The organism is Eikenella sp. NML99-0057 (genome assembly GCF_001648535.1).
GTDB classification, from domain to species: Bacteria; Pseudomonadota; Gammaproteobacteria; order Burkholderiales; family Neisseriaceae; genus Eikenella; species Eikenella exigua.
In genome coordinates this window covers 654,325-680,866 of sequence record NZ_LXST01000001.1, presented here as the reverse complement: position 1 = coordinate 680,866, position 26,542 = coordinate 654,325, and the positions used below count along the sequence as shown (strand labels likewise).

28 protein-coding genes and 1 pseudogene are annotated in these 26,542 nt (G+C 54.9%); 6 read left to right on the top strand and 23 right to left on the bottom strand.

What is annotated here, in order from left to right; all coding sequences use genetic code 11:
- Positions 1–11: 11 nt before the first annotated feature.
- The 3 genes and pseudogenes from rsmA to tsaD form a co-directional block, all read right to left on the bottom strand.
- Positions 12–791, bottom strand: a complete 780-nt coding sequence (gene rsmA / locus A7Q03_RS03360; protein WP_067447275.1) for a 16S rRNA (adenine(1518)-N(6)/adenine(1519)-N(6))-dimethyltransferase RsmA — start codon at positions 789–791, stop codon at positions 12–14.
- Between the two features lie 188 nt (positions 792–979).
- Positions 980–1,262 (bottom strand): annotated as a pseudogene (locus A7Q03_RS03355) (bile acid:sodium symporter family protein); the annotation flags it as partial.
- 373 nt (positions 1,263–1,635) lie between these two features.
- Positions 1,636–2,682 (bottom strand): tRNA (adenosine(37)-N6)-threonylcarbamoyltransferase complex transferase subunit TsaD, encoded by a 1,047-nt coding sequence (tsaD, locus tag A7Q03_RS03350; RefSeq protein WP_067447271.1) that lies wholly within the window; start codon positions 2,680–2,682, stop codon positions 1,636–1,638.
- 650 nt (positions 2,683–3,332) lie between these two features.
- Here tsaD and A7Q03_RS03345 point away from each other — a divergent pair.
- Positions 3,333–3,590 carry a hypothetical protein gene (locus A7Q03_RS03345; RefSeq protein ID WP_067447269.1) on the top strand — a complete coding sequence of 86 codons (258 nt, stop codon included), beginning with the start codon at positions 3,333–3,335 and terminating at the stop codon, positions 3,588–3,590.
- Positions 3,591–4,043: 453 nt separating this feature from the next.
- On the opposite strand, the gene dapC is transcribed toward A7Q03_RS03345, so the two are convergent.
- From dapC to A7Q03_RS03315, 6 genes are all read right to left on the bottom strand, one after another.
- Positions 4,044–5,255: a succinyldiaminopimelate transaminase gene (gene dapC, locus A7Q03_RS03340; protein WP_067447267.1), complete on the bottom strand. Its 1,212-nt coding sequence runs from the start codon at positions 5,253–5,255 to the stop codon at positions 4,044–4,046.
- 356 nt (positions 5,256–5,611) lie between these two features.
- Positions 5,612–5,806: a hypothetical protein gene (locus tag A7Q03_RS03335; RefSeq protein WP_067447265.1), complete on the bottom strand. Its 195-nt coding sequence runs from the start codon at positions 5,804–5,806 to the stop codon at positions 5,612–5,614.
- Positions 5,803–6,570, bottom strand: coding sequence for a 1-acyl-sn-glycerol-3-phosphate acyltransferase (locus A7Q03_RS03330; protein WP_067447263.1), 768 nt, complete (start codon positions 6,568–6,570; stop codon positions 5,803–5,805). The genes A7Q03_RS03335 and A7Q03_RS03330 overlap by 4 nt, the downstream gene beginning before the upstream one ends.
- Positions 6,570–7,127: a D-glycero-beta-D-manno-heptose 1,7-bisphosphate 7-phosphatase gene (gmhB, locus tag A7Q03_RS03325; RefSeq protein ID WP_067447261.1), complete on the bottom strand. Its 558-nt coding sequence runs from the start codon at positions 7,125–7,127 to the stop codon at positions 6,570–6,572. Before gmhB ends, A7Q03_RS03330 begins: the two co-directional genes overlap by 1 nt.
- Before the next feature lie 15 nt (positions 7,128–7,142).
- Positions 7,143–7,685 (bottom strand): dTDP-4-dehydrorhamnose 3,5-epimerase, encoded by a 543-nt coding sequence (rfbC, locus tag A7Q03_RS03320; RefSeq protein ID WP_067447259.1) that lies wholly within the window; start codon positions 7,683–7,685, stop codon positions 7,143–7,145.
- A gap of 199 nt (positions 7,686–7,884) precedes the next feature.
- Positions 7,885–8,271, bottom strand: coding sequence for a DUF488 domain-containing protein (locus A7Q03_RS03315; RefSeq protein WP_067447258.1), 387 nt, complete (start codon positions 8,269–8,271; stop codon positions 7,885–7,887).
- A 211-nt stretch (positions 8,272–8,482) separates the two neighbouring features.
- Between A7Q03_RS03315 and A7Q03_RS10100 the strand changes: the two genes are divergently transcribed.
- Positions 8,483–8,746: a hypothetical protein gene (locus A7Q03_RS10100; RefSeq protein ID WP_156502925.1), complete on the top strand. Its 264-nt coding sequence runs from the start codon at positions 8,483–8,485 to the stop codon at positions 8,744–8,746.
- 244 nt (positions 8,747–8,990) lie between these two features.
- Here the strand turns inward: A7Q03_RS10100 and A7Q03_RS03310 are convergent, their stop codons facing one another.
- From A7Q03_RS03310 to A7Q03_RS03290, 5 genes are all read right to left on the bottom strand, one after another.
- Entirely contained in the window at positions 8,991–10,187 is a 1,197-nt protein-coding gene (locus A7Q03_RS03310) for an amino acid aminotransferase (protein WP_067447257.1), read from the bottom strand.
- Between the two features lie 524 nt (positions 10,188–10,711).
- On the bottom strand, positions 10,712–11,542 hold the full coding sequence (locus tag A7Q03_RS03305) for an alpha/beta hydrolase (RefSeq protein WP_067447255.1): 831 nt from the start codon (positions 11,540–11,542) through the stop codon (positions 10,712–10,714).
- A 173-nt stretch (positions 11,543–11,715) separates the two neighbouring features.
- Complete coding sequence (locus tag A7Q03_RS03300) at positions 11,716–12,537, bottom strand: undecaprenyl-diphosphate phosphatase (protein WP_067447253.1); 822 nt, start codon at positions 12,535–12,537, stop codon at positions 11,716–11,718.
- Between the two features lie 84 nt (positions 12,538–12,621).
- Positions 12,622–13,290 (bottom strand): thioredoxin domain-containing protein, encoded by a 669-nt coding sequence (locus A7Q03_RS03295; RefSeq protein ID WP_067447251.1) that lies wholly within the window; start codon positions 13,288–13,290, stop codon positions 12,622–12,624.
- 38 nt (positions 13,291–13,328) lie between these two features.
- The gene (locus A7Q03_RS03290) at positions 13,329–14,093 is read right to left on the bottom strand and encodes an SPOR domain-containing protein (protein ID WP_067447249.1); all 765 of its coding nucleotides are present in this window, start codon (positions 14,091–14,093) and stop codon (positions 13,329–13,331) included.
- 365 nt (positions 14,094–14,458) lie between these two features.
- Here A7Q03_RS03290 and sucC point away from each other — a divergent pair, with 365 nt between their 5' ends.
- The 3 genes from sucC to A7Q03_RS03275 all read left to right on the top strand — a co-directional run bounded on the left by sucC (position 14,459) and on the right by A7Q03_RS03275 (position 18,192).
- A complete protein-coding gene (gene sucC / locus A7Q03_RS03285; RefSeq protein WP_067447247.1) occupies positions 14,459–15,625 on the top strand; it encodes an ADP-forming succinate--CoA ligase subunit beta in 1,167 nt (388 codons plus the stop codon).
- A 10-nt stretch (positions 15,626–15,635) separates the two neighbouring features.
- Positions 15,636–16,526, top strand: a complete 891-nt coding sequence (gene sucD, locus A7Q03_RS03280; protein WP_067447246.1) for a succinate--CoA ligase subunit alpha — start codon at positions 15,636–15,638, stop codon at positions 16,524–16,526.
- 337 nt (positions 16,527–16,863) lie between these two features.
- On the top strand, positions 16,864–18,192 hold the full coding sequence (locus tag A7Q03_RS03275; RefSeq protein ID WP_067447245.1) for an L-cystine transporter: 1,329 nt from the start codon (positions 16,864–16,866) through the stop codon (positions 18,190–18,192).
- Positions 18,193–19,570: 1,378 nt separating this feature from the next.
- Here A7Q03_RS03275 and mutL read toward each other — a convergent pair.
- Positions 19,571–21,451, bottom strand: a complete 1,881-nt coding sequence (mutL, locus tag A7Q03_RS03270) for a DNA mismatch repair endonuclease MutL (RefSeq protein ID WP_067447243.1) — start codon at positions 21,449–21,451, stop codon at positions 19,571–19,573.
- Positions 21,452–21,507: 56 nt separating this feature from the next.
- A complete protein-coding gene (gene aroC, locus A7Q03_RS03265; protein ID WP_067447241.1) occupies positions 21,508–22,611 on the bottom strand; it encodes a chorismate synthase in 1,104 nt (367 codons plus the stop codon).
- Positions 22,612–22,699: 88 nt separating this feature from the next.
- Between aroC and A7Q03_RS03260 the strand changes: the two genes are divergently transcribed.
- Entirely contained in the window at positions 22,700–23,041 is a 342-nt protein-coding gene (locus tag A7Q03_RS03260) for a hypothetical protein (protein WP_153705418.1), read from the top strand.
- A gap of 89 nt (positions 23,042–23,130) precedes the next feature.
- Here the strand turns inward: A7Q03_RS03260 and A7Q03_RS03255 are convergent, their stop codons facing one another.
- The 7 genes from A7Q03_RS03255 to A7Q03_RS03225 all read right to left on the bottom strand — a co-directional run bounded on the left by A7Q03_RS03255 (position 23,131) and on the right by A7Q03_RS03225 (position 26,460).
- Positions 23,131–23,472 carry a zinc ribbon domain-containing protein YjdM gene (locus A7Q03_RS03255; protein WP_067447236.1) on the bottom strand — a complete coding sequence of 114 codons (342 nt, stop codon included), beginning with the start codon at positions 23,470–23,472 and terminating at the stop codon, positions 23,131–23,133.
- Between the two features lie 184 nt (positions 23,473–23,656).
- Positions 23,657–24,334 carry a DUF2625 domain-containing protein gene (locus tag A7Q03_RS03250; RefSeq protein ID WP_067447234.1) on the bottom strand — a complete coding sequence of 226 codons (678 nt, stop codon included), beginning with the start codon at positions 24,332–24,334 and terminating at the stop codon, positions 23,657–23,659.
- Positions 24,335–24,464: 130 nt separating this feature from the next.
- A complete protein-coding gene (locus tag A7Q03_RS10555) occupies positions 24,465–24,656 on the bottom strand; it encodes a hypothetical protein (RefSeq protein ID WP_231863706.1) in 192 nt (63 codons plus the stop codon).
- Positions 24,657–24,820: 164 nt separating this feature from the next.
- A complete protein-coding gene (locus tag A7Q03_RS03240; protein ID WP_067447232.1) occupies positions 24,821–25,150 on the bottom strand; it encodes a hypothetical protein in 330 nt (109 codons plus the stop codon).
- A 96-nt stretch (positions 25,151–25,246) separates the two neighbouring features.
- Complete coding sequence (locus A7Q03_RS03235; RefSeq protein ID WP_067447229.1) at positions 25,247–25,477, bottom strand: hypothetical protein; 231 nt, start codon at positions 25,475–25,477, stop codon at positions 25,247–25,249.
- A 173-nt stretch (positions 25,478–25,650) separates the two neighbouring features.
- A complete protein-coding gene (locus tag A7Q03_RS03230) occupies positions 25,651–25,839 on the bottom strand; it encodes a hypothetical protein (RefSeq protein ID WP_067442537.1) in 189 nt (62 codons plus the stop codon).
- Between the two features lie 213 nt (positions 25,840–26,052).
- Positions 26,053–26,460: a hypothetical protein gene (locus A7Q03_RS03225; RefSeq protein WP_067447227.1), complete on the bottom strand. Its 408-nt coding sequence runs from the start codon at positions 26,458–26,460 to the stop codon at positions 26,053–26,055.
- Positions 26,461–26,542: the final 82 nt, after the last annotated feature.

The window sequence follows — 26,542 nt, the reverse complement described above, 5'->3', positions numbered from 1 at the left end:
GGGATTGTGTTTCAGCTGGTTTTTTGGGCTAACAGGTTGGCCAAGGCTACATAGTTTTCGGGCGCGATATGCTCGGCGCGCTCTTGCGGGCTGATGCCGACGGCCTGCAAAACCTCATCGTTGGCAATGCCTTTGAGGTTGTTGCGAATGGTTTTACGGCGCTGGTGGAAGGCCTGTTTCACCAAGGCGGCAAATTGTTCGAAATCCTGTGCCTGCCCGATGCGGTGTTTGGCCGGAATCAGCCGCACTACGGCGGAATCCACTTTGGGTGCGGGAGAAAAGGCTTCTGGTGGCACGTCGAGCAGTTTTTCCATTTCAAAGAAGTATTGCAGCATCACGCTCAAGCGGCCGAAATCGTTGCTGCCGGGCTCGGCCACCATGCGTTCCACCACTTCTTTTTGCAGCATGAAGTGCATGTCTTCCACTTCGTCGGCATAGCGGCTGAGGTGGAATAGCAGCGGGGTGGAGATGTTGTAGGGCAGGTTGCCGACGATTTTTTTGTGCCCGGGCACGCTGGCGAAATCAAATTGCAATACGTCGCCTTCGTGGATAACGAGTTTGCCGGCATAGAGCCGGGTTTTCAGGTAGCCTATGATGTCGCGGTCGATTTCGCACACGTGCAGGCGATCGAGCTTGGCAGCCAAGGGCTCGGTAATCGCGCCGAGGCCTGGGCCGATTTCCACTATGGTATCGGCGGGCTGCGGCCGCACGGCCTGTACGATATCGGCAATGATGCGGGAATCCTGCAGAAAGTTCTGCCCGAAACGTTTGCGGGCGGTGTGTTGGGTCATAGCGGTGAGCCGGGCGGCAGTTGGCGGGAAAGGTGCGGATTGTATCAGATTCGGCGGTGTGCTTGGGTGGCTTGCCGGTGTGCTGTCGCTAGAAATGAAGGCTACCTGAAATTTTCAGGTAGCCTTTTGCTGGAAGCAGCTGGTTTGGCTTATTTGGCGGGTGTGGTTTCTTTTTGTGCTGCCTGTACCTACTTTTCGGCCTTGGTGGCCCAATTAGGAGTCGAGGAAGGAGCTGGAGATATTGTGCCACAAGCTGAAAATGGCGCTGGGCACGGCTATCAGCGGCATCATGGCAAAGTGGGTTTTGGCCAACGCCGCACCGAGGCCGGAGTTTTGCATGCCCACTTTGATAGTGAGGGTTTTTTGCATGTCGTAGGGCAGGCCGAAGAGTTTGGCGGCAAGGAAGCCGAGCAGGTAGCCGATGGCGTTGTGCAGTACCACTACGCCGAAAATCAACAGGTCGGTTTCGATAGGGCCAGGGGATGTAGGGGGGCGATGAAGAGGCTGAATCTCTATAGCCGCCATGATGGTTTTTGCAATTTTTAACAGAGAAGAGAAGGCGAAAGATACAGGAAAGTGGAATTAGAGGGCAAGGGGTGGAATTAGCTGAAAAGAGTAAAGGCGGTGCTAGTGTGTTTAGAGTTGGAAGGACGGCTTGTTATGGCTAAAGTCTTTTGTTTTACGTGTATTGGCTTGTCGGTATAGATAAAAAAATAATGGTATTAGCCATGTGGGTGTATGTTAATTGAGAGGTTGTTTCGTATTGAGGGAACAGCCCTTGATGTTTTTCAGGTAGCCTCTGTGCGTTTGGCAAAGGCATACCTGAAAATAGGTATCCGGTGTTTTATCGCACGATTTCCGCCAGCGGCCAGCGTGGTCGCATATTGAAGCCAGCGGCGGGCTGCGCTTGTTGCAGGTGCATGGCGCCGACGAAGGCGATCATGGCGCCGTTGTCGGTGCATAAAGGCAGCGGTGGGAAATAGGTGCGTACGGCTTCGGGCTTGGCTTTGGGGTTGGGGCGCACTTGCAGTGCGGCGAGTTCGGCACGCAGTTTCCAGTTGGCGCCCACACCGCCGGCCACCACAAGGGTGCGGTAGCCGGTGTGCAGCAGGGCTTGGCGTGATTTGGCCAGCAGCACATCTACCACGGCATCTTGGAAGGCACGGCAGATATCGTTGCGGATGGAGTCTGGCAGGCTGCCGCCGTGTTCGGCGCGCACGTTTTGCACAGCAGTGAGCACGGCGGTTTTGAGGCCGGAGAAGCTCATCTGCAAATCGCGCGAATGCAGCATGGGGCGGGGAAAGGTGAAAGCATCGGGACGGCCGAGCTTGGCCAATTCGGAAAGTTTTGCGCCGCCGGGGTAGGGTAGGCCGAGCAGTTTGGCGGTTTTGTCGAAGGCTTCGCCGGCGGCGTCGTCCACGCTTTCGCCGAGCAGTTCGTAGTTCCCGATGCCGCGCACGGCCATGAATTGGGTGTGGCCGCCGGATACGAGCAGGGCAACGAAGGGAAAGTCGGGCTTCTCTTCGGCTAACAGCGGGGAGAGCAGGTGGCCTTCGAGGTGATGTACGGGGATCACGGGTTTGCCCAACGAAAAGGCGAGCGCGTTGGCATAGGCGCAGCCGGCCAGAAGTGCGCCGCCAAGGCCGGGGCCTTGGGTATAGGCGACGGCATCGATGTCGGCGTAGTTTTTGCCGGCTTCGTGCAGGCAGGCTTGGGTGAGCGGCACGAGACGGCGGATGTGGTCGCGGCTGGCCAGCTCGGGCACCACGCCGCCGTATTCGGCATGCATGGTCATTTGGGTGTGCAGCTGGTTGCCGATGAGGCCGTGTTCGGTGCTGTAGAGCGCCACGCCGGTTTCGTCACAGGAGGATTCGATGCCGAGAACAAGCATGATGAAAGGCTACCTGAAAAATCAAAGGCTGTATTTTATAGCAAATCAACTTGGCTTTTGCTACAGTGTTATTTCGCTTTACCATACTGTTTGTACTGTCTCTGTCTGCAACTTGTTGCCTGATATCCAAAGCTAAATCGGTTTGCTATGGCGGTATACGCTCAGGCAGATAATGGATTTTATGTGAATTGGCAGATTGACATACACTTCTGATGAAATGATGTGGAAAAATGGTAGCTAATGTAGGCAGGGATAGACCTTGTTGTTTTTTTGCACAAGTTAATTTTGGTTAATTGGGTATGGTTTGCAGACAGGGGTATGGGTATGGCAATAAAGATATTAGAGGGTTGCTTTGACTAGTATTGGCATGAAAAATATATTATTTTTACTTAGTTAAGATTAGAGCATTCTTATTATCAGAATAGCATACGTTAATTAGTATACAGCTTGTGCGGCGCGTTGGACGAGAAGAATTTTGGCAGCAGATGCTTGCGTGCGGCAAATAGAGTAGGCAGTTTAATTGCCAGCTGGCATCAAACAGCGGATAATACGCGGTAATTCTTGATTGGAATTTATCTGTGAGACGGCTAGAGGTCTGCAGATAGGGAATTTTTAAGTTATAACTTGAACTTTGTTAGAGGTAATTCAACATGAAAAAATCTTTATTGGCCGCTGCCCTGATGTCTTTGTTCCTAGCTGCTTGTGGTGGTGAAGCCCCGGCTCCTGCTGCTTCTGCTGCTTCTGAACCTGCAATGGCTTCTGAAGCTGCTATGATGGCTTCTGAAACCGCAATGGCTTCTGAAGCTGCTATGATGGCTTCTGAAACCGCAATGGCTTCTGAAGCTGCTATGATGGCTTCTGAAACCGCTATGATGGCTTCTGAAGCAGCTACCAGTGCTGCCAAATAATTTGGTAGTTTGATACAAAAATAAAATAAAGCCTTGCATTTATTTGCTGGGCTTTATTTTATTATGGTGGGATTCTTGAGGCTGCTGGGCTTTGGTTTGTTTTCCCAAATAGGTTTCAGGAATTCCACTATTAATTGATAAGGCTACCTGAGAACGAGCAACGCTGGTTTTTGTGAAGCTAAAATTTCAGGTAGCCTCTATATTATTCCACAGCAGCGGGGTAATCGGTAAAACCTAATCTGAACAGTATATTAGGTGAGTTCTTGACGGTTAGCCTATGTTGATGTAAGCAAAGATTCCCTTGTGTCATAGAGATGGCCAAGGGCGATTTTTTATAAAACTCAAAGAATGGATGACGCGGCAGGGTAAGGCAAGCGTAGCGAGCCGCATCCTTATTTGTCTACATTTTATATTTATGTTGATAAAGTTTGTTGCTAATGGCAGGGACGGTTTTCAGGTAGCCTCTTTATGCTGTGGATAACAACACTGTCGGATTTCCACAATCTTCTCCGCCGCGGCCACGCAGTCGGCCACGGGGGCGACTAGGGCAATACGAACATAGCCGGCGCCGGGGTTGCCTTGCGCGGTGTCGCGCGCCAGAAAACGGCCGGGCAACACTTGGATGGCAGCTTCTCGCCACAAGATGCGGGCGAAGGCCAAATCGTCTCTGTCGGGCGCTTGCAGCCAAATATAGAACGAGGCGTCCGGCTGCGTTACCTCAAAACCTTGTGCCAGAATCGGCAGCACACGGGCGAATTTTTCCTGATACAGGCGTCGGTTTTCCAGCACATGCGTTTCATCGTTCCAGGCGGCGATACTGGCCATCTGCACGGGAATGCCCATGGCGCTGCCGTGGTAGGTGCGGTAGAGCAGGAAATCTTTTAGCAGCGCGACATCGCCGGCCACAAAGCCGGAGCGCAGGCCAGGCACGTTGGAGCGTTTGGAGAGGCTGGTGAACATCACCAGGTTGTCGAAACCGCGCCCCAATTCGGCAGCGGCTTGCAGGCAGCCGATGGGCGGTTCGCCTTCGAAATAGATTTCGGAATAGCATTCGTCGGCAGCGATGATGAAGCCGTAACGGTTTTGCAATTCAAAGAGTTCTGCCCAGTCGGCTTTCTGCATCACGCTGCCGCAGGGGTTGTGCGGCGAGCAAACGAACACCAGTTTCACGCGCTGCCACACGACTTCGGGAATGCTGCCCCAATCGGGCTTGAAGAGCGGGGCGCGGCAGTTGGCAAACGCAGTTTCCGCCCCGGCCAGGAGCGCGGCGCCTTCGTAAATCTGATAAAACGGATTGGGGCACACCACCACGGGCTTTTCCTGCTCGTTGCCGCCCAGCGCCGCCTGTACGAAGGAAAACAGGGCTTCTCGGCTGCCCAATACGGGCAGGATTTCGCTGTCCGGATCGAGCGTGAGGCCGTAGCGGCGTTGCAGGAAGCCGGCACAGGCCCGGCGCAGTTCGGGCAGGCCGGCGGTTTGCGGATAGGCATCGAGGCGCGGCAGGGCGGCGGTGAGCGCATTGGTGATCACGGCGGGAGCGGGGTGTTTGGGCTCGCCGATTTGCAGCGGCACGGGTACAACGCCCTCGGGCGCGCTCACGCCTTGCATTGCTTCGCGCAGGCGGGCGAAGGGATAGGGCTGGAGTTGGGATAGGTGTGGGTTCATGGCGGGCTGGTGTTTTGTTGTCAGGGGAAAAGGCTATTGTAATCGGCAGGCATGGGATAGGCTACCTGAAAGCGTGAGCTTCAACGGAGTAGCGAGTTTCTGCGAAGCTAAAGTGCAGTTAAAAACGCAGTAGGCGGGCTTCAGCTATAGCAAACCAACTTAACTTTCGCTATTGCGTTGGTTCGCCTTGCCGTACTTCTGTATTGTCTGCGGCTCACCGCCTGGTATCGAAAGTCAATTCGGCTTGCTATGGCCTTTTGCTGCTTGTGAGCGCAAAGTGTAGCCTGCCGTAGAGTATACGGAAATATTTTCAGGTAGCCCTTCAAGGCTACCTGAAAACTTATCCAAGGGCGGTTTTAGCCGAAAATACCCAAATAATACAGCAGGCTGGCAATGATGACGGTAATGCCGCCGCCGATGATGAGCTGCCGCCAGACGGGTCGGATTTCGCTGTGTCGCAAATCGGCGGCAAGATAACGCCACACGAAGAGAAGGGAGGCCAGGGCGAAGACGATGGCCCCGATGGTATCGCCGTCCATCTTCGGCTTCATGTTGTGCTGCCTTTTTGTGCACCGCTCGGTTTGGTACCGCCGTAGCAGGGGCCGAGGCCGGTGATGTGGGGCATTTGGCTTTCGATGGCTTCTTCAATGGCGGCGGTGAGCTCGGTAATGCTGCCGGAATCGTGTTTAATCGGCGGGCAAATGATGACGCTGATTTCACCGGGATGTTTGAGGAAAGAGTTTTTCGGCCAAAATTCGCCGCTGTTGAGGGCAACGGGCACGATGTCCATTTCCAGCAGCTGGGCAGTGCGGGCGGCGCCACTCTTATAGCGGCCTCTGCTGCCGGGCGGCATGCGCGTGCCTTCGGGGAAAATGGTGATCCAATAGCCTTGCGCTTTGCGTTTGCTGCCTTGCTCGATGATTTGGGCGGAGGCTTTGCCGGGATTGCGACGGTCGATGCCGATGGTGCCGGCGAGCTTGAGCCCCCAGCCGAAGAAGGGGATACGGAACAGCTCGCGCTTGGCCACGAAGACTTGTGGCGGGAAGATTTTCTGCGTGGCCAGCGTTTCCCAGCCGGATTGGTGTTTGCAGCAGATAATGGCGGGGCCTTCGGGAATGTTTTCTGCGCCTTCCACGCGGTATTTGAGGCCGACGATGTTTTCCAAGAGCCACATCAGCATCAGCGCCCAGCGGGTGGCGAGAGTGTGGAGGGCGCGTGGGATGGGGGCGGTAAGCAGCATCAAGATGAACAGGGGCGGCGTGATGATGGCCATCAGCAGCCAGTAAGCAAGGTTGCGTATCCAGAGTGAGAACATTAGGCCTCCTGTTCGTCGCCGGTTTGGATAGTGAGGTAGTAGGCGAAGGAAAGCAGATCGTCGAACACCTGAGTGTTTTCAGGTAGCCCGCCGGCGGCGAGGGTTTTCTTGCCTTTACCGGTGAGCACGAGCACGGGCAGGCCGCCCACGGCGTCGATGGCCTGCAAATCGCGCAGGCTGTCTCCCACGAGGTAGACACCGCGCGCGTCGGTGTTGAAACGGTTGAGGATGTCTTCCACCATGCCAGGCTTGGGCTTGCGGCAGGAGCAGTGGTCGGCATCGGTGTGCGGGCAAAACCAGATGCCGTCGATACTGCCGCCGGCTTCGTTGGCCAGGCGGTGCATTTTTTCGTGCATTTCGTTGAGGTCTTGCATGGAAAAATAGCGGCGGCCGATGCCGGATTGGTTGGTGGCGATTACGACGGTGTAGTCGGCCTGCTTAAACAGGGCCACGGCATCCATGCTGCCGGGCAGGGGAATCCATTCGTCTTCGGATTTTACAAAGTCGTCGCGGTCTTGGTTGAGCACGCCGTCGCGGTCGAGGATGATGAGTTTCATGGTTTCAGGTAGCCTTTAATCGAATAATACAGCCTGTGCCAGCAGGCTGCCGGCGGCATCTTTGCCGGAAAGCAGTGGCGGGGCGGCCAGCGGCCAGTCGATGCCCACGGCGGGGTCGTGCCAGAACAGGGTGTGTTCGTGGGCGGGCTGGTAGTAATTGGTGCATTTATACACGATGTCGGCGTGGCTGTCGGTGGTGTAGAAGCCGTGGGCGAAGCCGGGCGGAATCCACATTTGATAGCGGTTTTCGGCAGAAAGCACTGCGCCCACCCAATAGCCGAAAGTGGGCGAGGAGCGGCGCAAATCCACGGCCACGTCGAACACGCTACCCGACACCACGCGCACCAGCTTGCCTTGCGGGCAAACGGTTTGATAGTGCAGGCCGCGCAGCACGCCATGCTCGGAGCGGGAGTGGTTTTCCTGCACGAAAGTGTGGTGGCCGATGTGCTCGCGAAACCAGTTGTCGCGGAAGGTTTCCATAAAGAAGCCGCGCTCGTCGCCGTGGGCTTCGGATTCGATGATTTTCACATCGGGCAAGGCGGTATCGAAAATATTCATGCTGTGCGTGGTTGAGTGGGCTGAAAGCTCTATTTTACCGAGAATGCGGCGTTTGAGGCTACCTGAAAGCGCAGCTTCAACGCAGTTATAGTGGATTAAAATAAGAATGCTACTGCGTTGGCTCGCCTTGCCGTACTGTTTGTACTGTCTGCGGCTCGCCGCCTTGTCTCATTCTTATTTTAATCCACTATGAAACAGCTCAAACGCCAGAAGCACCATCACCCCAATCCACCTTTTCCCAACCCAGCACCTCGGCCAACACGGAAAGATGGCTCTGCTGCGGGCAGCGTACGGCGGTGAGCAACACGGTATCCGGCGCGGTGGCAAGCTGCTTTTTTAACGCCAGTAGCGCGACATGGGCGCTGCCGCTTTGCAGCTCTTCAGTGTAGCGGGCGGCAAATTCGGGGAAACGTTCTTGCGGTGCGGCATGATACCAGCAGCGCAGTTCGGTGGAAGGGGCAATGTCTTTGAGCCATTGCACGGCGGCGAAGGTTTCTTTGCGGATGCCGCGCGGGTAGAGGCGGTCGCAGAAAATGGCGGGGGCAGCAGATGGCGTGTAGCCGTAGATGCGGCGGATGGCGGGCATGGCAGGGCTTTCGGGGCGGATTATTGTTTGAAAAGCGTTGCGATATTTTTAACTTCGTTGAAGTTTCTTTTTCAGGTAGCCTTTGGGCAGCTTGAGGCTACCTGAAAGCAGTTGGTGTTTACAATTTCGGCTATCATACGCCCATTTTTCATCAGAAAGGTTGCCATGTGCTTTACCGTATTACTCAGCACGGATTGCCCGGACGATTTGTTTGCCCAAAACGGCAGCGGCATCTGCTTCCAGCCGGCCAACGGGTTATGGCGACGGTGCGTTTGCCGAATACGGTTTTCGCGAGCCGGAAATTACATCGCTGGAGATGTTGGAACGTTCGCCCATGCGGGAAACCCTGCATTTGCAGGAAGTGGTCCGGCGGCTGGTGCGGCAGGGTTGGCGCGTGCAGCTGGTCGCAGTGTGGGTGGAAGATTGGGGTAGATTGCAGCAAGGGGCGGAAGAGTGGTGGCGATGGCGGGGCTGAACCCGCAGCATTTCGCGCTGTATGAGAATGTGCGCTTTGAGTTTGTGTGATGGTTGAACTGCGTTGAAGTGTAGAGCGCGTAGGTTGGTTTGGGAAACCCAACATTCCACACTTTATTTGTTGGGTTACGCTTGCGGCTAACCCAATCTACGCACTCTGTTAGACTGGGCAGTTGGGAAAAAGGCTACCTGAAACTCGGTGTGCACCGTTTTCAGGTAGCCTTCTTATCCAAGCCTGCCTGTGTTTATTTCAACACTTCGGCAAAGGCGTTGGCCACGTAGTCGATATTCTTCTCGTTCAAGCCGGCCACGCACATGCGGCCGTTGCTCACCATATAAACGGCAAACTCGCTTTGCAGGCGTTCTACCTGTTCGGGCGAAAGGCCGGTGAAGCTGAACATGCCGCGTTGTTTGGTGAAATAGCTGAAATCGCGGCTGGGCACTTTGGCGCTGAGCACTTCCTGCAGCTTTTGGCGCATGGCGCGGATGCGGTCGCGCATTTCATACACTTCGCCTTCCCATTGCTTGAACAGGGTTTCGTTGTTCATCACGCCGTCCACCACCACGAAGCCGCCGTGGGAAGGGGGGCTGGAATAGATGCGGCGCACGGTGAATTTAAGCTGGCCGAGCACGAGCTTGGCTTCTTCGGCGCTGGGGCACACCACGGAGAGGCCGCCCACGCGTTCGCCGTAGAGCGAGAGGTTTTTGGAGAAAGAGTTGCTCACGAAGGTGGGCAGGCCGAGTTCGGCGGCGCGGCGGATGGCGTAAACGTCGCTTTCCAGGTCTTCGGCGAAGCCTTGGTAGGCAATGTCCATAAAAGGGATGAGGCCGACTTCTTTCACGATTTGCAGGATTTCGTCCCATTGGCTGCGGCTTAAATCCACGCCGGTGGGGTTGTGGCAGCAGGGGTGCAGCACCACCACGTCGTGTTGCTTGAGCGTGCGGAAGAAGGCTTTCATTTCTTCGAATTTCACGCCGATGGTGGCGGGGTCGTAGTAAGGGTATTTGCCCACCTCGAAGCCGGCACCTTCAAAAATGCCGATGTGGTTGCCCCAGGTGGGGTTGCTCACGTAGCACTTGGCCTGCGGAAACCAGGCGTGGATAAAATCGGCACCCACGCGCAGCGCGCCGGAGCCGCCGAGCGATTGGATGGTGGCGATGCGGCCTTCTTGCACGGCGGGGCTGTCTGCGCCGAACAGCAGGGTTTGGCAGGCGCTGCGGTAGGCGGCCAGGCCTTCCATGGGCAGGTAGCCGCGCGGGCGTGGGCTCTCGGCGAGGGCGCGTTCAACGGTTTTCACGCACTCGAGCACGGGCAGGCGGCCTTTGCCGTCGTAATAAACGCCCACGCTGAGATTTACCTTTTCGCTGCGCGGGTCTTGGTTGTATTTTTCCATCAGGCCAAGGATGGGATCGCCGGGGTAGAACTCAACGTGCCGGAACATGGGTGTCTTCCTTTTTTATCGGGTGGAACAATTAACGGGTAACGGGTGGAATAATTAAATGGAAAGGGTAATGCCGGGGCAATTTTACGCTGATTTCGGTAGCAAGGGCTACCTGAAAAGTGGGGAAGAGTGGGAAATAGATGTTTTCAGGTAGCCTTCTCCATCTGCATCCTGTTCACCCTTGCGCCTCATGCCGGCGCAGGGCACTTCCTTTCTTTGGCGAAGCCAAAGAAAGGAAGCAAAGAAAGGCGACTGCGGGCGCAGGTTTGGCTTCGCCAAACTTCCCTCACTAAACACGGTTTTTCGGGCGGACTCGCAACTTGCGGCTACGCCGCTTCGGGCATGCAAGCTCTTGTTTCCCGAAAAACTGTGTTTCATTCGGCTGCGCCAGCAGAGAGCACAGCTGTAACTATTGATGACAAATATTCTGTGCGTGATTTCACTGAGCCTGCATGTAGATTGGTTGTAACTTAATGCAAAGAAAGGATGTTTGATTAATTAAACTACGGGGTGTCAGGTAATCTTTATTCGCTGTGCCGGTTGAAGAAATCCAGCAGCTGCGTTTCATAGCCGCCCAGGCCGGAGAGGCCAAGGTGGGTGCCGTTGGGGATGAGGATCAGCTGTTTGGGCTCTTGGGCGAGCTCGAATAGGATTTGCGAGTGTTTGGCGGGGATGACTTGGTCGGCGGTGCCGTGCATCAGCAGCAGGGGGATGGGGCTGATTTGCGCCACGAAGCGGCGGGCACTGTAGCGGTTGCCCACCAGGATGCCGGCGCCGGGGAGTTTGTCGTTGGCGATGCTGGAATAAGAAGAGAAGGTGGATTCGATGGCCACGGCGCGCACGCCGGCTTTGTTGCCTGCACCCACCACGGCAATGACGTTGGTGCCGCCTAGGCTCTGGCCGAACACGAGCAGGCGCTCGGGGTTTACATCGGGGCGGCTGCGCACATAATCCAGCGCGGCGTTGCTGTCGGCAAACAGGCCTTCGGGGCTGGGCTCGCCTTCAGATTGGCCGTAGCCGCGATAGTCGAACAGGAAAACGTTGTAGCCGTGTTCGGGCAGCCATTTCACGGCCTGCCAGTGGGCGGTGAGGTTTTGCGCGTTGCCGTGGAAGTGGATGATGGTGGCACGGGCTTGCTTGGCATCGGCCACGCCGCGTGCGGGCACAAACCAGCCGTGCAGGCGTGTGCCGTCGGCGCTTTGGAAGGAGACGTTTTCGTAGGGCAGGCCGGATTGGGCGGGAGAGCCGTAGTCGGCATGGTCGGGATAGTAAAAGGCTTGCTTGGCGCAGGAGGACAGGCCAAACAGGATGGCGAGGAGGGAGGCCAGGCCGAAGAGAATGGATTTGTGTTTCATGGTTAGTGTGGGCGGCAGCCTTGGTGCGGAGGCTACCTGAAAAATAGCGTTGCCGTTTTTGCTTTGCTGAAACCCGCATTGCTTGTTTCAGGTAGCCTTTATTGTTTCTGGGTTGAGGCTACCTGATAAAGATAAATTTGCCCGTTTCAGGTAACCTTGCCTGATTGGATATTCTACCAATTCACCCAGCCGCACAGCCAGGTGAGCAGGATGATGCCGCCGAAGATGATGCGGTAGTAGGCAAAGGGCACGAAGTTTTTGCTGGAAACAAAGCATAGCAGGGCTTTTACGGCGATGAGGCCGGAGGCGAAGGCAGCAGCAAAGCCGAGGGCGATAAGGCCGAAATCCTGTGCGCTGAATGCGCTGAGGTGCTTCAGGATGCTGTAGCCGGAGGCGGCCACCATAATCGGCACGGCGAGGAAGAAGGAAAATTCGGTGGCGGTTTTACGGTCGAGTCCCCATACCATGCCGCCCATGATGGTACTGCCGGAGCGGGAAGTGCCGGGAATCAGCGCTAAAATTTGGAATAGGCCCACGGCAAGCGCATCGCGCGGGCGCATATCGTCCACGCTGCGCACTTTCGGCGGTACGCGGCTTTGCCGTTTTTCAATCCACAAAATCAAAAAGCCGCCCACCACCAGCGCCGCAGCTACGCTCACGGGGTTGAACAGCACTTTTTCAATGAAATCGTTAAGCAGCAGGCCGATGGCAGCGGCAGGGATGAAGGCGATGGCCAGGTTGAGTACGAAGCGGTTGGCAAGCCGATCTTTGCCGATATGGGTGAGCACATGGGTGAAGCGGGTACGGTACTCATACACCACAGCAAGGATGGCGCCGAGCTGGATGGCGATGTGGAATACGGCGTGGCTTTCGGCATCGAAGCCGATGAGGTTGCCGGCTACAATCAGGTGGCCGGTGCTGGAAATGGGCAGGAATTCGGTGAGGCCTTCGATGATGCCGAGGAAGAGGGCTTTGAAGGCGAGGAGCAGGCTCATTGGTTAAACTCTTAAAACATGGGATGAATGCTTTTCAGGTAGCCTGTATTGGAGTACGGGCTACCTGAAAATCTTTGTGCCGCATTAGCGGTTGGCCTGGCCGGCGATGGCTGCGCCGCGGCTGCGTACCAAGGTGCGCGGGGCGGGGGCAGGCATGTTGCGTTCGGCACGTACTTTTTCAATCAGCTCTTGCAACACGGCCATGTTTTGGGAGTTGGTCAGTTCGTATTTTCCGCCCACTACGATAACCGGGGTTTTGGTGATGTTGTAGGTGATGGTGTTTTGCTGCATAGTTTGGGCTGCTGCTGCTGCCTGCGGGCTGTTATAGGCGGCGAGCAGGCGGCTGCCGTATGGCTGCTGCTGAATCCAGGCTTTCAGGCCGGCTTCGTCGGTTACGGTGCCGTCCATCAGTGCTTTGAAAATGGCCTGGTTGGCCTGACGGGAAAGGCTGGTGGATTTCACGGCAGCCGCCAGGCGGGCGAGGGTTTGGTGGGCTGGCTGCCACACTACGTGCTCTTGACGCAATACGGTGTCGGAGGCGAAGCGTCTGCTTTGCTGTTCGATAGTTGCTTCAAGGTGTTGGCAATGGATACAGAAATAGCCGAAGAATTCGGTTACTTCGATTTTATTGGGCTGCACGGGTTTGATCACGTTGCTGCGTACTATGTAGTCCGTGTCTTCCACGGCTTTGGCTTGGGCGGCGGTAACGGTAAATATGGCGAGTGCAGAGAGAAGTAGGGCTTTCAGTTTCATTTTAATCCTTCGTTAATATGGGGTTGATGAAGTGCTGATCAGTCGGCTTGGCGGGTGAGGGTGTCGATGCCGTTACCACGCAGTTTGTCGCTGAGGGCTTGGGCTTCGGCACGGCTGAGGCGGCTGCTTTGGATACGGTAAACGGTTTGGCCGTCGCTACGCTTGCTGCTGGCCACGCGGGCGTTCACACCGAGCATGGCGAGTTTGGCGCGTTGGGTGTCGGCAGCTTCCGGGTTGTTGTAGGAGCCCATCTGCACGATGTAGCGGCCGTTGCCGCCACTGTGCGCTTCGGCATTGCGTTGGGCACGCTGCTCGGCAGCTTTTGCCTCGGCTTCACGCCGCTGGCGGCGGGCTTGCTCACGGGCACGCTCCACATTGCCGCTTTCCAAAATCTGTTCAGGCGTGGGCTTGGTTTCCGGTTCGGGTTTGCGCTGTGGTTCGCGCGGTTTGGTTTGTACGGGCTTATCTTCCTGCGCGGGTTTCTCTTCCTGGCGCTGTGCAGGCATGCTGGCCTGCTGCGGCACGGAGGCAGCCACGGGTGGTTTGTCGGTGATGTCGCCAGGAGGCAGGGTATAGTGGCCGCTGTCGGAGCCGGCGGTGGTGTCGCTCGGGCGATGTTCTGGCTGGTGTTCTTGGCGCGGGGTGAGGATTTCGGGTTGGATTTCGGTTTTCGGCGCTTCAGGCTGTTTGATGCCGGAGGGCGTGTTGTTGAGGAAATATAAAACCACGCCGATGATGAGGGTGGCAAGCAGTAGGCCGAATATAAAGCCGGAAAGGCCTTTACCATGGGGTTTGGTTTGCATTGGGAAGATGGATTGCTAAAAAGGTGCTGCATTTTATCAAAACCGTTTGCTGCGGCGGAAGCTTTTTACATGTTCTTTCAGGTAGACGGGCGGTTTCAGATAGCCTGGGGGCACAGGGAAAGGCTACCTGAAAAACTGCTTCGTCTATGCAGTATCTTTGCGTTCCACGCCCACAGTAGCTAGGCCATAGCCGTAGCCATACTGCCGTTTATGCATCTCCCATTTACTTGTTCTAACCAAATTGCGCTGATGTTGCCTGCGGGTTTCGTCTATACTGCGCCCTGCATTATCAAAGCTGGTCTTGAATTCGAGCCTTGCTGCTTTCTCGGTGGCAAACTGTGTTTAACCTAACTGAGGGAACTTTGATGAATCTACATGAATATCAAGCAAAAGAGCTGCTTGCGGGCTATGGTTTGCCGGTTCAGGGCGGGATTTTGGCCGCCAACGGCGAAGAAGCTGCCGCCGCATTCGATAAATTGGGCGGCAAATTTGCTGTGATTAAAGCCCAAGTGCACGCCGGTGGGCGCGGTAAGGCAGGCGGCGTGAAAGTGGTGAAAAGCCGCGATGAGGCCAAACAGGTGGCTGAAAGCCTGATTGGTAAAAATCTGGTTACTTATCAAACCGATGCCAACGGCCAGCCGGTAAACAGCGTGTTGGTGTGTGAAGATATGTATCCGGTGCAAACCGAGCTCTATTTAGGCGCGGTGGTAGACCGTGCCGCGCGCCGCGTGGTGTTTATGGCTTCCACCGAAGGCGGTGTGGAAATTGAAAAGGTGGCCGAGGAAACCCCGGAAAAAATCTTCAAAACCGTGGTGGACCCGCTGGTGGGCCTGCAGCCCTGCCAAGCCCGCGAGGTGGCCTTCAAGCTGGGCTTGAAAGACAAACAAGTCGGCCAGTTTGTGAAACTGATGACCGGCGCCTACCAAGCCTTCATCGAAAACGATTTCGCCTTGTTTGAAATCAACCCGCTGAGCGTGCGCGAAGACGGCAGCCTGGCCTGCGTGGACGCGAAAGTTGGCATCGACGGCAATGCTCTGTACCGCCTGCCGAAAATCGCCGAGCTACGCGACAAATCGCAAGAAAACGAGCGCGAGCTGAAAGCTTCCGAATTTGAGCTGAACTATGTGGCGCTGGAAGGTAATATCGGCTGTATGGTGAACGGTGCCGGCTTGGCGATGGCCACCATGGACATCATCAAGCTCAAAGGCGGCCAGCCGGCCAACTTCCTCGACGTGGGCGGCGGCGCCACCAAAGAACGCGTGGTGGAAGCCTTCAAGCTGATTTTGGAAGACAAATCCGTGAAAGGCGTGCTGATCAACATTTTCGGCGGTATCGTGCGCTGCGATATGATTGCCGAAGCCATTGTGGCCGCTGTGAAAGAGGTGAACGTAACCGTGCCCGTGGTGGTGCGCCTCAAAGGCAACAACGCTGAATTGGGCGCGAAGATTCTGAACGAATCCGGCCTGAAACTCACTTCCGCCGACGGCCTGAACGACGCCGCCGAGAAAATTGTTGCCGCCGTAAACGCCTAAGGAGAACAGAATGAGCGTATTGATTAATAAAGACACCAAAGTATTGGTACAGGGTTTTACCGGTAAGAACGGTACTTTCCACTCCGAACAAGCGATTGCCTACGGCACCAAAGTGGTGGGCGGCGTTACCCCCGGCAAAGGCGGCCAAACCCATCTGGGCCTACCCGTGTTCAATACCATGAACGAAGCCGTGCGCGAAACCGGCGCTGATGCTTCCGTGATTTATGTGCCCGCCCCCTTCGTGCTTGATTCCATCGTGGAAGCTGTGGATTCAGGCGTGAAACTGGTGGTGGTGATTACCGAAGGCGTGCCCACGCTGGACATGCTCAAAGCCAAACGTTATCTCGAAACCAACGGCAACGGCACCCGCCTGGTGGGTCCGAACTGCCCCGGCGTGATTACCCCCGGCGAATGCAAAATCGGCATTATGCCCGGCCACATCCACCGGCCCGGCAAAATCGGCATCATCTCCCGCTCCGGCACGCTCACTTATGAAGCCGTGGCGCAAACTACCAGGCTCGGCCTCGGCCAATCCACCTGCATCGGCATCGGCGGTGACCCGATTCCGGGCATGAACCAAATCGACGCGCTGAAACTGTTTGAAGCCGACCCGCAAACCGAAGCTATCATCCTGATTGGCGAAATCGGCGGCACGGCCGAAGAAGAAGCGGCCGAGTTCATTCAGTCGAACGTGTCCAAACCGGTGGTGGGCTACATTGCCGGCGTCACCGCGCCCAAAGGCAAACGCATGGGCCATGCCGGTGCCATCATTTCCGGCGGCAAAGGCACGGCGGAAGAGAAATTCCGCGCCTTCGAAAAAGCCGGCGTGGCCTACACCCGCAGCCCGGCCGAATTGGGCAGCACCATGCTGGAAGTGCTGAAAGCCAAAGGCTTGGCATAATTCGGTTTAGTAGCGTTAAGAGGCTACCTGAAAAGTTTCAGCTTAAAATAAAAGGCTGTTTTTTAGGTAGCCTTTTTATTTGCCGATAGGTATAGTTACGGATGTAGAGAATTATTGTATTGTTTACTTTTATCTTACTAGAAGCAACTTTCATTTTGGTTTAAATGATTTTCAGTTTTTCCTATTGTTGTAAAACAATATGGGCTGTATGAATCAGTCTATACTATTGATAATGCTTTATAGTTTATAAATTTTATTTTGGTTAAAAGTTTTAATAATACTTTATAATTTCTACCAGTTGGGACTCGTAATTACGTTTCATTTGAAGGAGTGGGAAATGTTGTTCGTTATCTTAGCAGTGTTTGTATTGATCTTGGTTTTTTTGGGTTATTTGTATAAGAAAACAGGAAAATTGGGGCAGACAGTGTTTATCGGCCTGCTGCTCGGTTTGGGATTGGGCGCACTGCTGCAATCGGTGGCTACCCCGGATTTGATTACGTCAGCACTAGATTGGATTAATCTGGTGGGTGGCGGTTACGTGCGGTTGCTGCAAATGATTGTGATGCCTTTGGTTTTTGTGTCAATTTTGTCAGCGATTACGCGGCTGAATCAGGCCAGTTCTTTAGGTAAGATCAGCTTCAGTGTGCTTTCAGTGTTGCTGGTTACCACGGCGATCGCTGCCTTTATCGGTATCATGATGGTACAGGTGTTCGGCCTAACAGCGGAAGGCTTGATTGCTGGCGAGCGCGAAGTAGCAGCGCAGGCTAATGTAATAGGACGTGTGGATCAAGTGAGTAACTTGACTGTGCCGGCTATGCTGCTGTCATTTATTCCGAAAAATCCGTTTGCTGAACTCACCGGTGCGAATCCGACTTCCATCATCAGCACGGTGATCTTCTCGGCATTTTTGGGGGTGGCGACACTGAGTCTGCGTAAAGAAGACCAGGAGTTGGGTGAGCGTATCGCGCAGGGGGTAGACACTTTGAACAAATTGGTGAGCCGTTTGGTGCGTTTTGTTATCCGCTTAACACCCTACGGTGTGTTTGCGCTGATGATTAAGGTAGCCGCCACTTCAAAATGGACAGATATTTTGAATTTGGGTAGTTTTATAGTGGCATCTTATTTAGCAATGCTTCTGATGTTTATTGTGCATAGTACTTTATTGGCTTTCTCAGGTATCAATCCGGTAGGGTACTTTAAGAAAGTTATGTCAACTTTAGTTTTTGCTTTTACCTCACGTTCTAGTGCAGCCTCTATTCCATTGAACATCGAAACGCAAACTGACAAGCTGGGCAATAACTCCGCCATAGCCAATTTCTCAGCCACTTTCGGCGCTACCATCGGTCAAAACGGCTGTGCAGGCATTTATCCGGCCATGTTGGCAGTAATGATTGCCCCCACTGTGGGAGTAGATCCCTTCAATGTTAGTTATATTGCTACTTTAGTATTCGTGGTGACAATGTCCTCGTTCGGTATCGCAGGTGTGGGTGGTGGGGCAACCTTTGCCGCTATCGTAGTACTTTCCACTCTCAATCTACCGCTGGAGTTGGTTGGATTGTTGATTTCCATTGAACCACTCATCGATATGGGTCGTACTGCACTTAACGTAAATGGCTCAATGGTAGCTGGTACGTTGAGTGATAGATGGCTGAAGCTGAAAGAATAGGTCACAGCTAATAAATAAAAACCACATCAGAATTAGGTGTGGTTTTTATTTATTAGCGGCGTTGGGCGCTTGTAGTGGGTAAAATTATAGCAGATCAAGTTAGAAATAGGATGCCAAAGCACCATAAAAATAATCAAAATCAGGAAATAATTTTGTGTAAATATTTTTTAAACATCTCCAGGTTTTCTTAATAGGATTCAGTTCGGGAGAATATAAGGAGTCAAAGGCAAGACAACATCCCTCTTTTTCAAAATGTTTTCCGTAAAACCTTCATAATGGTAGAAACGGGCATTATCCATTATCAATACCGATTTGACTATCTGAGAGGGGAGCAGACATTCTTCAAACTACTTATCAAACTAATATACCAACCATTGTATCTCCATAAACTATATATAAAATAAGACTTTTGCTGAGGGGTCTGGCAACAATTGAAACTCGCCTGTATTTTTTACCGCTGAGAGCCCTATCTGGCAAGCTGCTCTTTACAAGCTTCTACCAAAGGTAGTCGATACCCGTTTTATTAATGTATATGGGTTTGCAGTTCAGTAATGCTACCGGTTCGTCGAGGTATTTTGCACCTTTAGAGGGTCGTTCTTTGTGGGAGCCTGTCTTTGTTTGTGCGTGATGTTGGAAGATTTCAAAGTATAGTGAACAGACTTGGTACTGCAATCGAATTATTTTGTTATTTCAGATAGTGAATAATGCTGAATGGAATACGCCGTAAGCTTGGATACTTGGCTGATGTCTTTGTATTGCCCCAGTATGCCAAGGCTTTTTATCTGATTTCAATTGAGTGTATCATGGACTGAGGTTGGGTAATGTATGTCCAGATTTTAACTTGATTCACTATATTTAGTTTGCAAAAACTTTTTTTCTTGGGGGGGAACTTCATTTTTTTTTGCTCGCTAAAGGGTATAAAAGAAAGGTGGCTGCGGTTACAGGTTTTTTGCACGGACTTCTCTCACTTCACGTGGTTTTTTGGAAGGTTCGAAATTTGTGGCTGCGCTAGTAGAGGTGGGCGCACTCCTACGCATTTGTAGTAAATGTTCTGTTTTGGAGTTTGTAGGTGGTTATAGGCTACCTGAGGTGTAGAAACCAACAGTGTCGTTTACACTTTCGGCTTCTGCTTGAAGAGCAAACTTAGCGGTTGTTCGAGATGAGATTATTAAGAAAGAAATATTGATGGATTCGAGAAATTCTCTCTGGTTTTGATAATGTATAGATAGATTCTTCAAAACCATTTCAACAGAAACAAAAGTTGCCAGTAACGAAAAAAGTGTAAATAACGCAGTAATTCCCTACAGATAAGGCTATCTGAAATTGCCGGCCATAATTTTTTGGGTAAACCACTTGCCAGAATGGCTGTATTGCCTGCCTACTGGCCACGCAGAAACAGGGCGTCGAGGTCGGCGAGAGTGAGTTTTACCCAGGTGGGGCGGCCGTGGTTGCATTGGTTGCTGCGTGGGGTGTTTTCCATATCGCGCAGTAGGGCGTTCATTTCGGGCAGGGTGAGGCGGCGGCCGGCGCGCACGGAGCCGTGGCAGGCCATGGTGCTGAGGATGCGGTTTTCGCGCTCTTCCACAGTGCGGATGCTGCCGGTGTGGGCGGCTTCTTGCAGCATGCTGCGGGCAAGCTCGGGAATATCGGCTTTGCCCAGCATTTGTGGCACGGCGCGTACGGCGATGGTGTGGCTACCCACGGTGGAGCAGTCTAGGCCGTATTGGCGCAGCAAGTCGGCATGTTCGGCCAGAGCGGCTATTTCTTCGTGGCTAGCTTCGAAGCTCACGGGGATGAGCAGCTGCTGGCTGCGCAGGCTGCCGTGGTTTTGGCGCTGGGCTTTCATTTTTTCGTAGTTCACGCGCTCGGCGGCGGCGTGCATGTCGATTAAGAGCAGGCTGTTTTCGGCTTGAGCCAGGATATAAATGCCGAGCAGCTGGGCGATGGCGAAGCCGAGCGGATGTTCTTCGGCATGGGTTTCAGGTAGCCGGGCGGCTTCTGCGCTTGGAGCGAAGCGGCTTTGCTCGAGGGCGGCAAGCTCGGGGTCTTCGCTGCCACTGGGTTTGTAGAGTTCGGCATAGGTTTGCCAGGCGGCTCGGCGCTCTTGCAGGGTGAGGCGTTGCTGCTGCGGGGCGCGGGCGGAGCTATAAGCAACGGGAGTGCGGGCGCTCGGGCTACCTGAAAACTCGCCTTTTTCGCTTTCAGGTAGCCTTTGGCTGTGGATGTGTTGCAGCAGGCTGCCGGCATTGCTCACGCTGTCGGTTTGGTCGGCACGGGTGTCGGCCAGCGCTTTGTTCAGGGTGTGGAATACGAGCTGGTGTACGGCCTGGCTGTCGCGGAAGCGGATTTCGGTTTTGGTGGGGTGCACGTTTACGTCCACCATTTCGGGCGGCAGCTCGAGAAACAGCACGAAGGCGGGAGTGATTTGCTGGTGCAGCACATCGCGGTAGGCTTGTTTGGCGGCGTGCAGCATCACTTTGTCGCGCACGAAGCGGTTGTTTACAAAACAGTATTGCTGGCTGCTGCGGCCTTGGGCAAAGGTGGGTTTGGCAATGAGGCCGTGCAAACGGAGGATGCCGTTGCCGCTGTCGATGGGCAAGGAGGCAGCCTGAAAATCCGGGCCCAGCACGGCAGCGATGCGCTCGTTTTGGCTTTGGGCGGGGTATTTGGCGGTGGTTTTGCCGTTGTGGACGAGCTCGAAGGCAATGTGCGGGTTGGCCAGGGCGAGGCGGTCGAATATGGTGGCACAGTGGGCGTATTCGGTGTTTTCGGATTTGAGGAATTTGCGCCGGGCGGGGGTGTTGAAGAAGAGGTCGGCCACTTCCACGCTGGTGCCCACGGGATGGGCGGCAGCGGCGGCGGGCTCGATTTGCCCATCGCGGGCACGCACTTGGCGGGCGGCGGGGCTGCCTTCCTGGCGGCTGGTGAGGGTGAGGCGGGATACGGAGGCGATGCTGGCCAGCCCTTCGCCGCGAAAACCCATGCTGTGCACGTGTTCCAAATCTTGCAGCGAGGCGATTTTGCTGGTGGCGTGGCGGGAGAGGGCGAGCGGGAGGTCGTCGGCGTGGATGCCGCTGCCGTTGTCGGCCACGCGGATGAGGCGGATGCCGCCGCCGGCAAGCTCGACTTGGATGCGGGTGGCGCCGGCGTCAATGCTGTTTTCGATGATTTCTTTGAGCGCGGCGGCGGGGCGTTCCACCACTTCGCCGGCGGCGATTTGGTTCACAAGGTGGTCGGGCAGGGCATGGATACGGGGCATGATGGGTCTCGGGGTTGGGCTGCCTGAAAAGGCTGGGTTTATTTTTCAGGTAGCCTTCAACCGTTTTGCAGTTTGGCGATATCGGGCGTGATCACGCGCACGTCGGCGTTTTGTGCGCGGTGGCGCAGGGCGTGGTCGGCGAGCACGAGGGCGAGCATGGCTTCGGCGATGGGGGCGGCGCGCAAGCCGACGCAGGGGTCGTGGCGGCCGTGGGTTTCGAGCATCACGGGTTGGCCGTGGATGTCGATGCTGCGGCGCGGCGTGGCGATGGAGCTGGTGGGCTTCACGGCGAAGTCGGCGCGGATGGTTTGGCCGGTGGAAATGCCGCCGAGGATGCCGCCGGCATGGTTGCTGGCGAAGCCTTGCGGCGTGAGCTCGTCGGTGTGTCGGCTGCCACGTTGGCGCACCACGTCGAAGCCGTCGCCGACGGATACGGCTTTTACGGCGTTGATGCCCATCAGGGCGTGGGCGATGTCGGCGTCCAGCCGGTCAAATACGGGTTCGCCAAGGCCGACGGGGAAGTGTCGCGCTTCAATATGCAGCTTCGCACCCACGCTGTCCAAGGATTTGCGCACGGAGTCCATGTAGGCTTCCAATGCGGCGATTTGGCTTTGGTTGGCGGCAAAGAAGGGGTTGTGGCCGATAAATTCTTCGCCTTCAAATGCGATTTCAAGTTCGCCCACCTGGCTCACCCAGCAGACGATTTCGGTGCCGAACTGCTCGCGCAGCCATTTTTTGGCCACGGCACCGGCAGCTACGCGGGCAGCTGTTTCGCGGGCAGAACTCCTGCCGCCGCCGCGATAGTCGCGGATGCCGTATTTGTGCCAATAGGTGTAGTCGGCATGGCCGGGGCGGAATTGTTGGGCGATGTTGCCGTAATCGCGGCTGCGTTGGTCGGTGTTGCGGATGAAGAGGGCAATGGGTGTGCCGGTGGTGCGCCCTTCAAACACGCCAGAGAGGATTTCCACTTGGTCGGCTTCGCGCCGCTGGGTAACATGGCGGCTAGTACCGGGGCGGCGGCGGTCGAGGTCGGGCTGGATGTCGGCTTCGGCAAGCGGCAGGCCGGACGGGCAGCCGTCGATGACGCAGCCGATGCCTGCGCCGTGGCTTTCGCCGAAGGTGGTGATGCGGAAGAGTTGTCCGAAGGAGTTGCCGGGCATGATGGTGGAGATCAGAATGGTGGAAAGATGCGGGCGAGTTTAGCACAAAGGCGGCGGGCGGATTGAAGGCTACCTGAAAATAGATTTCTTGGCTCTTACGAAACTTGGTAAAAACGATATTTTATTTATCAGTCGTGGAATGGATTTTCAACAACTGGCAAAATTTCAGGTAGCCTTCGCCGCTTGTATTTTGTTCACCTTTGCGCCTCATGCCGGCGCGGGGCACTTCCTTTTCTTTGCCTCGCCAAAGAAAAGGAAGCAAAAGAAAAGCGACTGCGGGCACAGGTTTGGCTTCGCCAAACTTCCCTCACTCCGCACGGTTTTTCGGGCGGGCTCGCAACTTGCGGCTGCGCCGCTTCAAACATGCAAGCCCGCCCGAAAAACCGCGCTCCGTTCGGCTGTGCCAGCAGAAGGGTGGCAAGCCCGGTAGGTTGGTGGATATTTTTCTTTTTGGAATTTATAGATTAAGAAAGGCTACCTGAAAATAATTTTTCAGGTAGCCTTTGGCTATTCGGCAGCCTAAGCCTTTTTCACAAATTCGGATTTGAGGTTGAACGCGGTGCCGTTTACTTTGCAGGCGATGTCGTGGTCGCCTTCCTGGAGGCGGATGTTTTTCACTTTGGTGCCTTGCTTGAGCACCAGCGAGCTGCCTTTCACTTTCAGGTCTTTGAGCAGCACCACGCTGTCGCCGTTGGCCAGCGGTGTGCCGTGGGCATCAACTGCGCTGAGGGCGTCGTCTGCTTCGGCAGCGGCATCGGCCTGGGCCGACCATTCGTGGGCGCATTCTGGGCAAACGAGGTTGGCGCCGTCTTCGTAGGTGTATTCGGATTCGCATTGCGGGCAGGGCGGGAGGGTAGTCATTCGTTTTCCTTGTGGTTTGAAATAGTTGGGAGGCTACCTGAAAGCCTGAAACTGTTTCCAGACAGTTTTGTAGAAGGTGTGGATTATATGGATAAAGCAATTATTTTTCATACAAAGCGGTGAACCGAAGACAGTATACATGTATGGCAAGGTGAGCCAACGTGGTACTGGAGAAATAAGTGCTTTAGCTATGCTCGGTAAGCTGCCGTTGGTTTTCCAGCGTGGCGGCGTAGTGTTCGGCAATGGGGATAACGCGGCGGCTGGTTTGTTCGATATCTGCGCCTTCTGCCGTCCACAGCGGCGGGAAGAAGTGGTAAACGCTGTCGCCGCCCAATGCGGTGACTTCTTCCTGCCAGTCTGCCCAGCGCACGTTTTCGTAGAACAGGGCCAAATCGCCGCTAAATGCCCAGTTGAGGAAGTCGGTGTAGCCCAGTTCGCAATCTTCCCATTCGAGGGTGTCGGGCGGGAGGTAGAACACATTGCCGGGCGTGCCGTCCAATCCGCCGCCATTGGGGGCGAAGTAGCCGCCGGCGGCATCGTCTGCAATCAGATAATAGGGCGCGGGTGCGGCGAGTTCGGCTTGGGTGCGGCCAAGATTCCAACTGCCGAGGCCGCGCGGCAGGCGGGGGCTGCCCGAGCCTAGGATGCGCAGCCAGCCGTGGTTGATGAGGATGCCGCCGGTTTCATATACCACCGCGCCCATCACGGAACGGGTGGTTACTTGGGTTTTCACGAGTTCGGCTTCTGCGGCGGCTGGGTCGCGCGGCAGGATTTCCACCGGATTGGCGGCTTCGGCAAGCCACTCTTGAATCAGCGGCCAGGCGGGATCGGCGGTATTGATGAGGTCGGCTAATGTTTTCATGTGAGGCTACCTGAAAATGAGCGAAGCGAGTTTCTGCGAAGCTAAAAATGGGTGGATTAAGCGTTAAGCAGCTGTTTGGATGACTATACCCTTGCCGCACAAGTTCTCCACGCATTTGGCAAGATAATCATCATTGTGCTCGGGGTGAATCGGGCTGCCCACGGTTTTCGGCTAAGTTGGAATATGACGGGCGGGTGTTGCCGCGATAATTCTTGCTGTACCGCGCCAGGCCGGTGCGGTAACCGTGCCGCTGCATTTTGTTCTTGATGAGGATGTAATAGGCGTAGAACAGATAGGGGCTGTGAGCGAAGACGTAGTTCACTGGTATGCGGCCTGCCCCAGCCGCTGCCGCGCGGAGCGGCGCATTCGCAGTGTTGGCCGAGCAGCTGGGCGCGGGGGAATCGGGGGATAAGAGCTTGGTGTCACGGGTGCATGGATAAAGGCTACCTGAAAAAGGAAAGCGGATTTCAGGTAGCCTGCAAAGGTTTAGTCGATTGGGCGGGTTTCGCCGCTCACGGGGTCGTCAATTTGCATACGGCCGCTGGCTTTGTCTACTTCATAGCCGAACAGGCGTGGGGCGGAGTGTGGGTCGCCGCCGCAGCTGGCGTTGTGGTTTTCGTGCACGTCCACAGTGTAGCTGTTAGCAGTTTCAGTGGTGATGAACAACAGACATTCGGGCTTCAGACTGGTTAGCCGGTGGCGGGCAACGGAGGCAGACACGCGGGCTACGGCTTGGTCTTTGTTGCTGATGGGCTCGGCTTGAGCGCTTAGGACAAGGAGGGGCAACAGGGTGGTGAGAAGGAGTGTTGGTTTCATAACGTTCTCTATTTAGGTTGGGAAGGATGGGGGCTACTTGAAAAAAGGTTTTAGGTTCGTAGAAGCTCGCATGGCTCGTTTCAGGTAGCCTTTGGTTTAGCCGTTAATCAGCCAGGGTTGGCTTTGGTGGCGCTGTGCTTCAAAGGTGCGGATTTGGTCGGCGTGTTGCAGGGTGAGCCTGATTTCGTCGAGGCTGTTGAGCAGGTAGTGTTTGCGGTTGTTGTTTATGCTGAGCTTGCCATAGTTTAAATAATGCCATTCATCAAAACAGTTTAGCTGAAGCTGCTGTGTTTGATGGATTTGAGAATTGTTTGGGGATGATGGCATCGGCGTCCACATTATTGCGGTCGAGCGGGACAACGAGGCCGGTGAGCTGGGTGAAGGCTTTCATGGCGGTATTTTCAGTGGTTTGTTTGGAGGGTATCTGAGAATTTAGCCTTCTGTTTGTATTGTTTATTTACTAAATGCCGGCAGGCGCTCGGATCTGCCGGGTGGCGGGCTTATTCGGTAGCGTTTTCGATTTTCTCACCCACGTGGGAAATGCCGCGGCCAACAGCGTTACTGCCTTTGCGCACGGCTTCGCGAGTGTGGTCGATGTTATTGGCGGTGTCTTCTTTTATGCCGTGCCAAGTGCTGGAACAGGCGGAAAGGCCGATAGCGGTGATGGCGATTATGAGAAAGTGTTTCATGTTTTCAGCTCCTTATGTGAAGAATTGAAAGATGCACGATTGGTTTGTACGGTTTCATTATCGGCTAAAATGGCGGGTATGACGGCTGATTTAGCCGGAATTTATCGGATTTTACTTTATGCTTCGTTGAAACCGGCTTTTTAGTTTTGCAGGCCCGGCTTTGGTTCCGCAAAGATGGCGTTTTCAGGTAGTCTTTGTAGATCTGGAGCCGACTTAACGGTTGTGGCCGGGGTTGTATTTGAGCACGATGCGGGTGAGATCGGGGCGGTGGCGGCGGCAGAAGGCGTCTGTTTCGGCTCTGCTGGGACGGCGTTTTCCATCTTGGCCGAGCAGGCGGATAGCGGGGTGTTCGCGCAGCATGGAAGCGATCGGTTCTCTTTCAATTTGTTTGCCGCATTCGCCGTAGCGGGCGAAGCCTTCGTAAACGTTGTTGAGGCGGGTGCGTGTGTCGATTTCGGCGCGGGCAATACGCGGACAGGCGGCGATGAAGGCTTCAAACATGGCAAATTCGCTCAGCACGGTGCGGCACTGTTCCGGCGTGGGTGAGGCGATAGGTTCGGCAGCAGCTAGGGCGGGGCAGAGGGCGGCGAGCAGGAGGGTGGTTTTGAGGAGGGTTTTCATGGCTCAATCTATTGTTTGGGGTTCCTGAGACGGGGGTATTTTAACTTTTTCAGGTAGCTTGTGGGCAGATAGAGGCTACCTG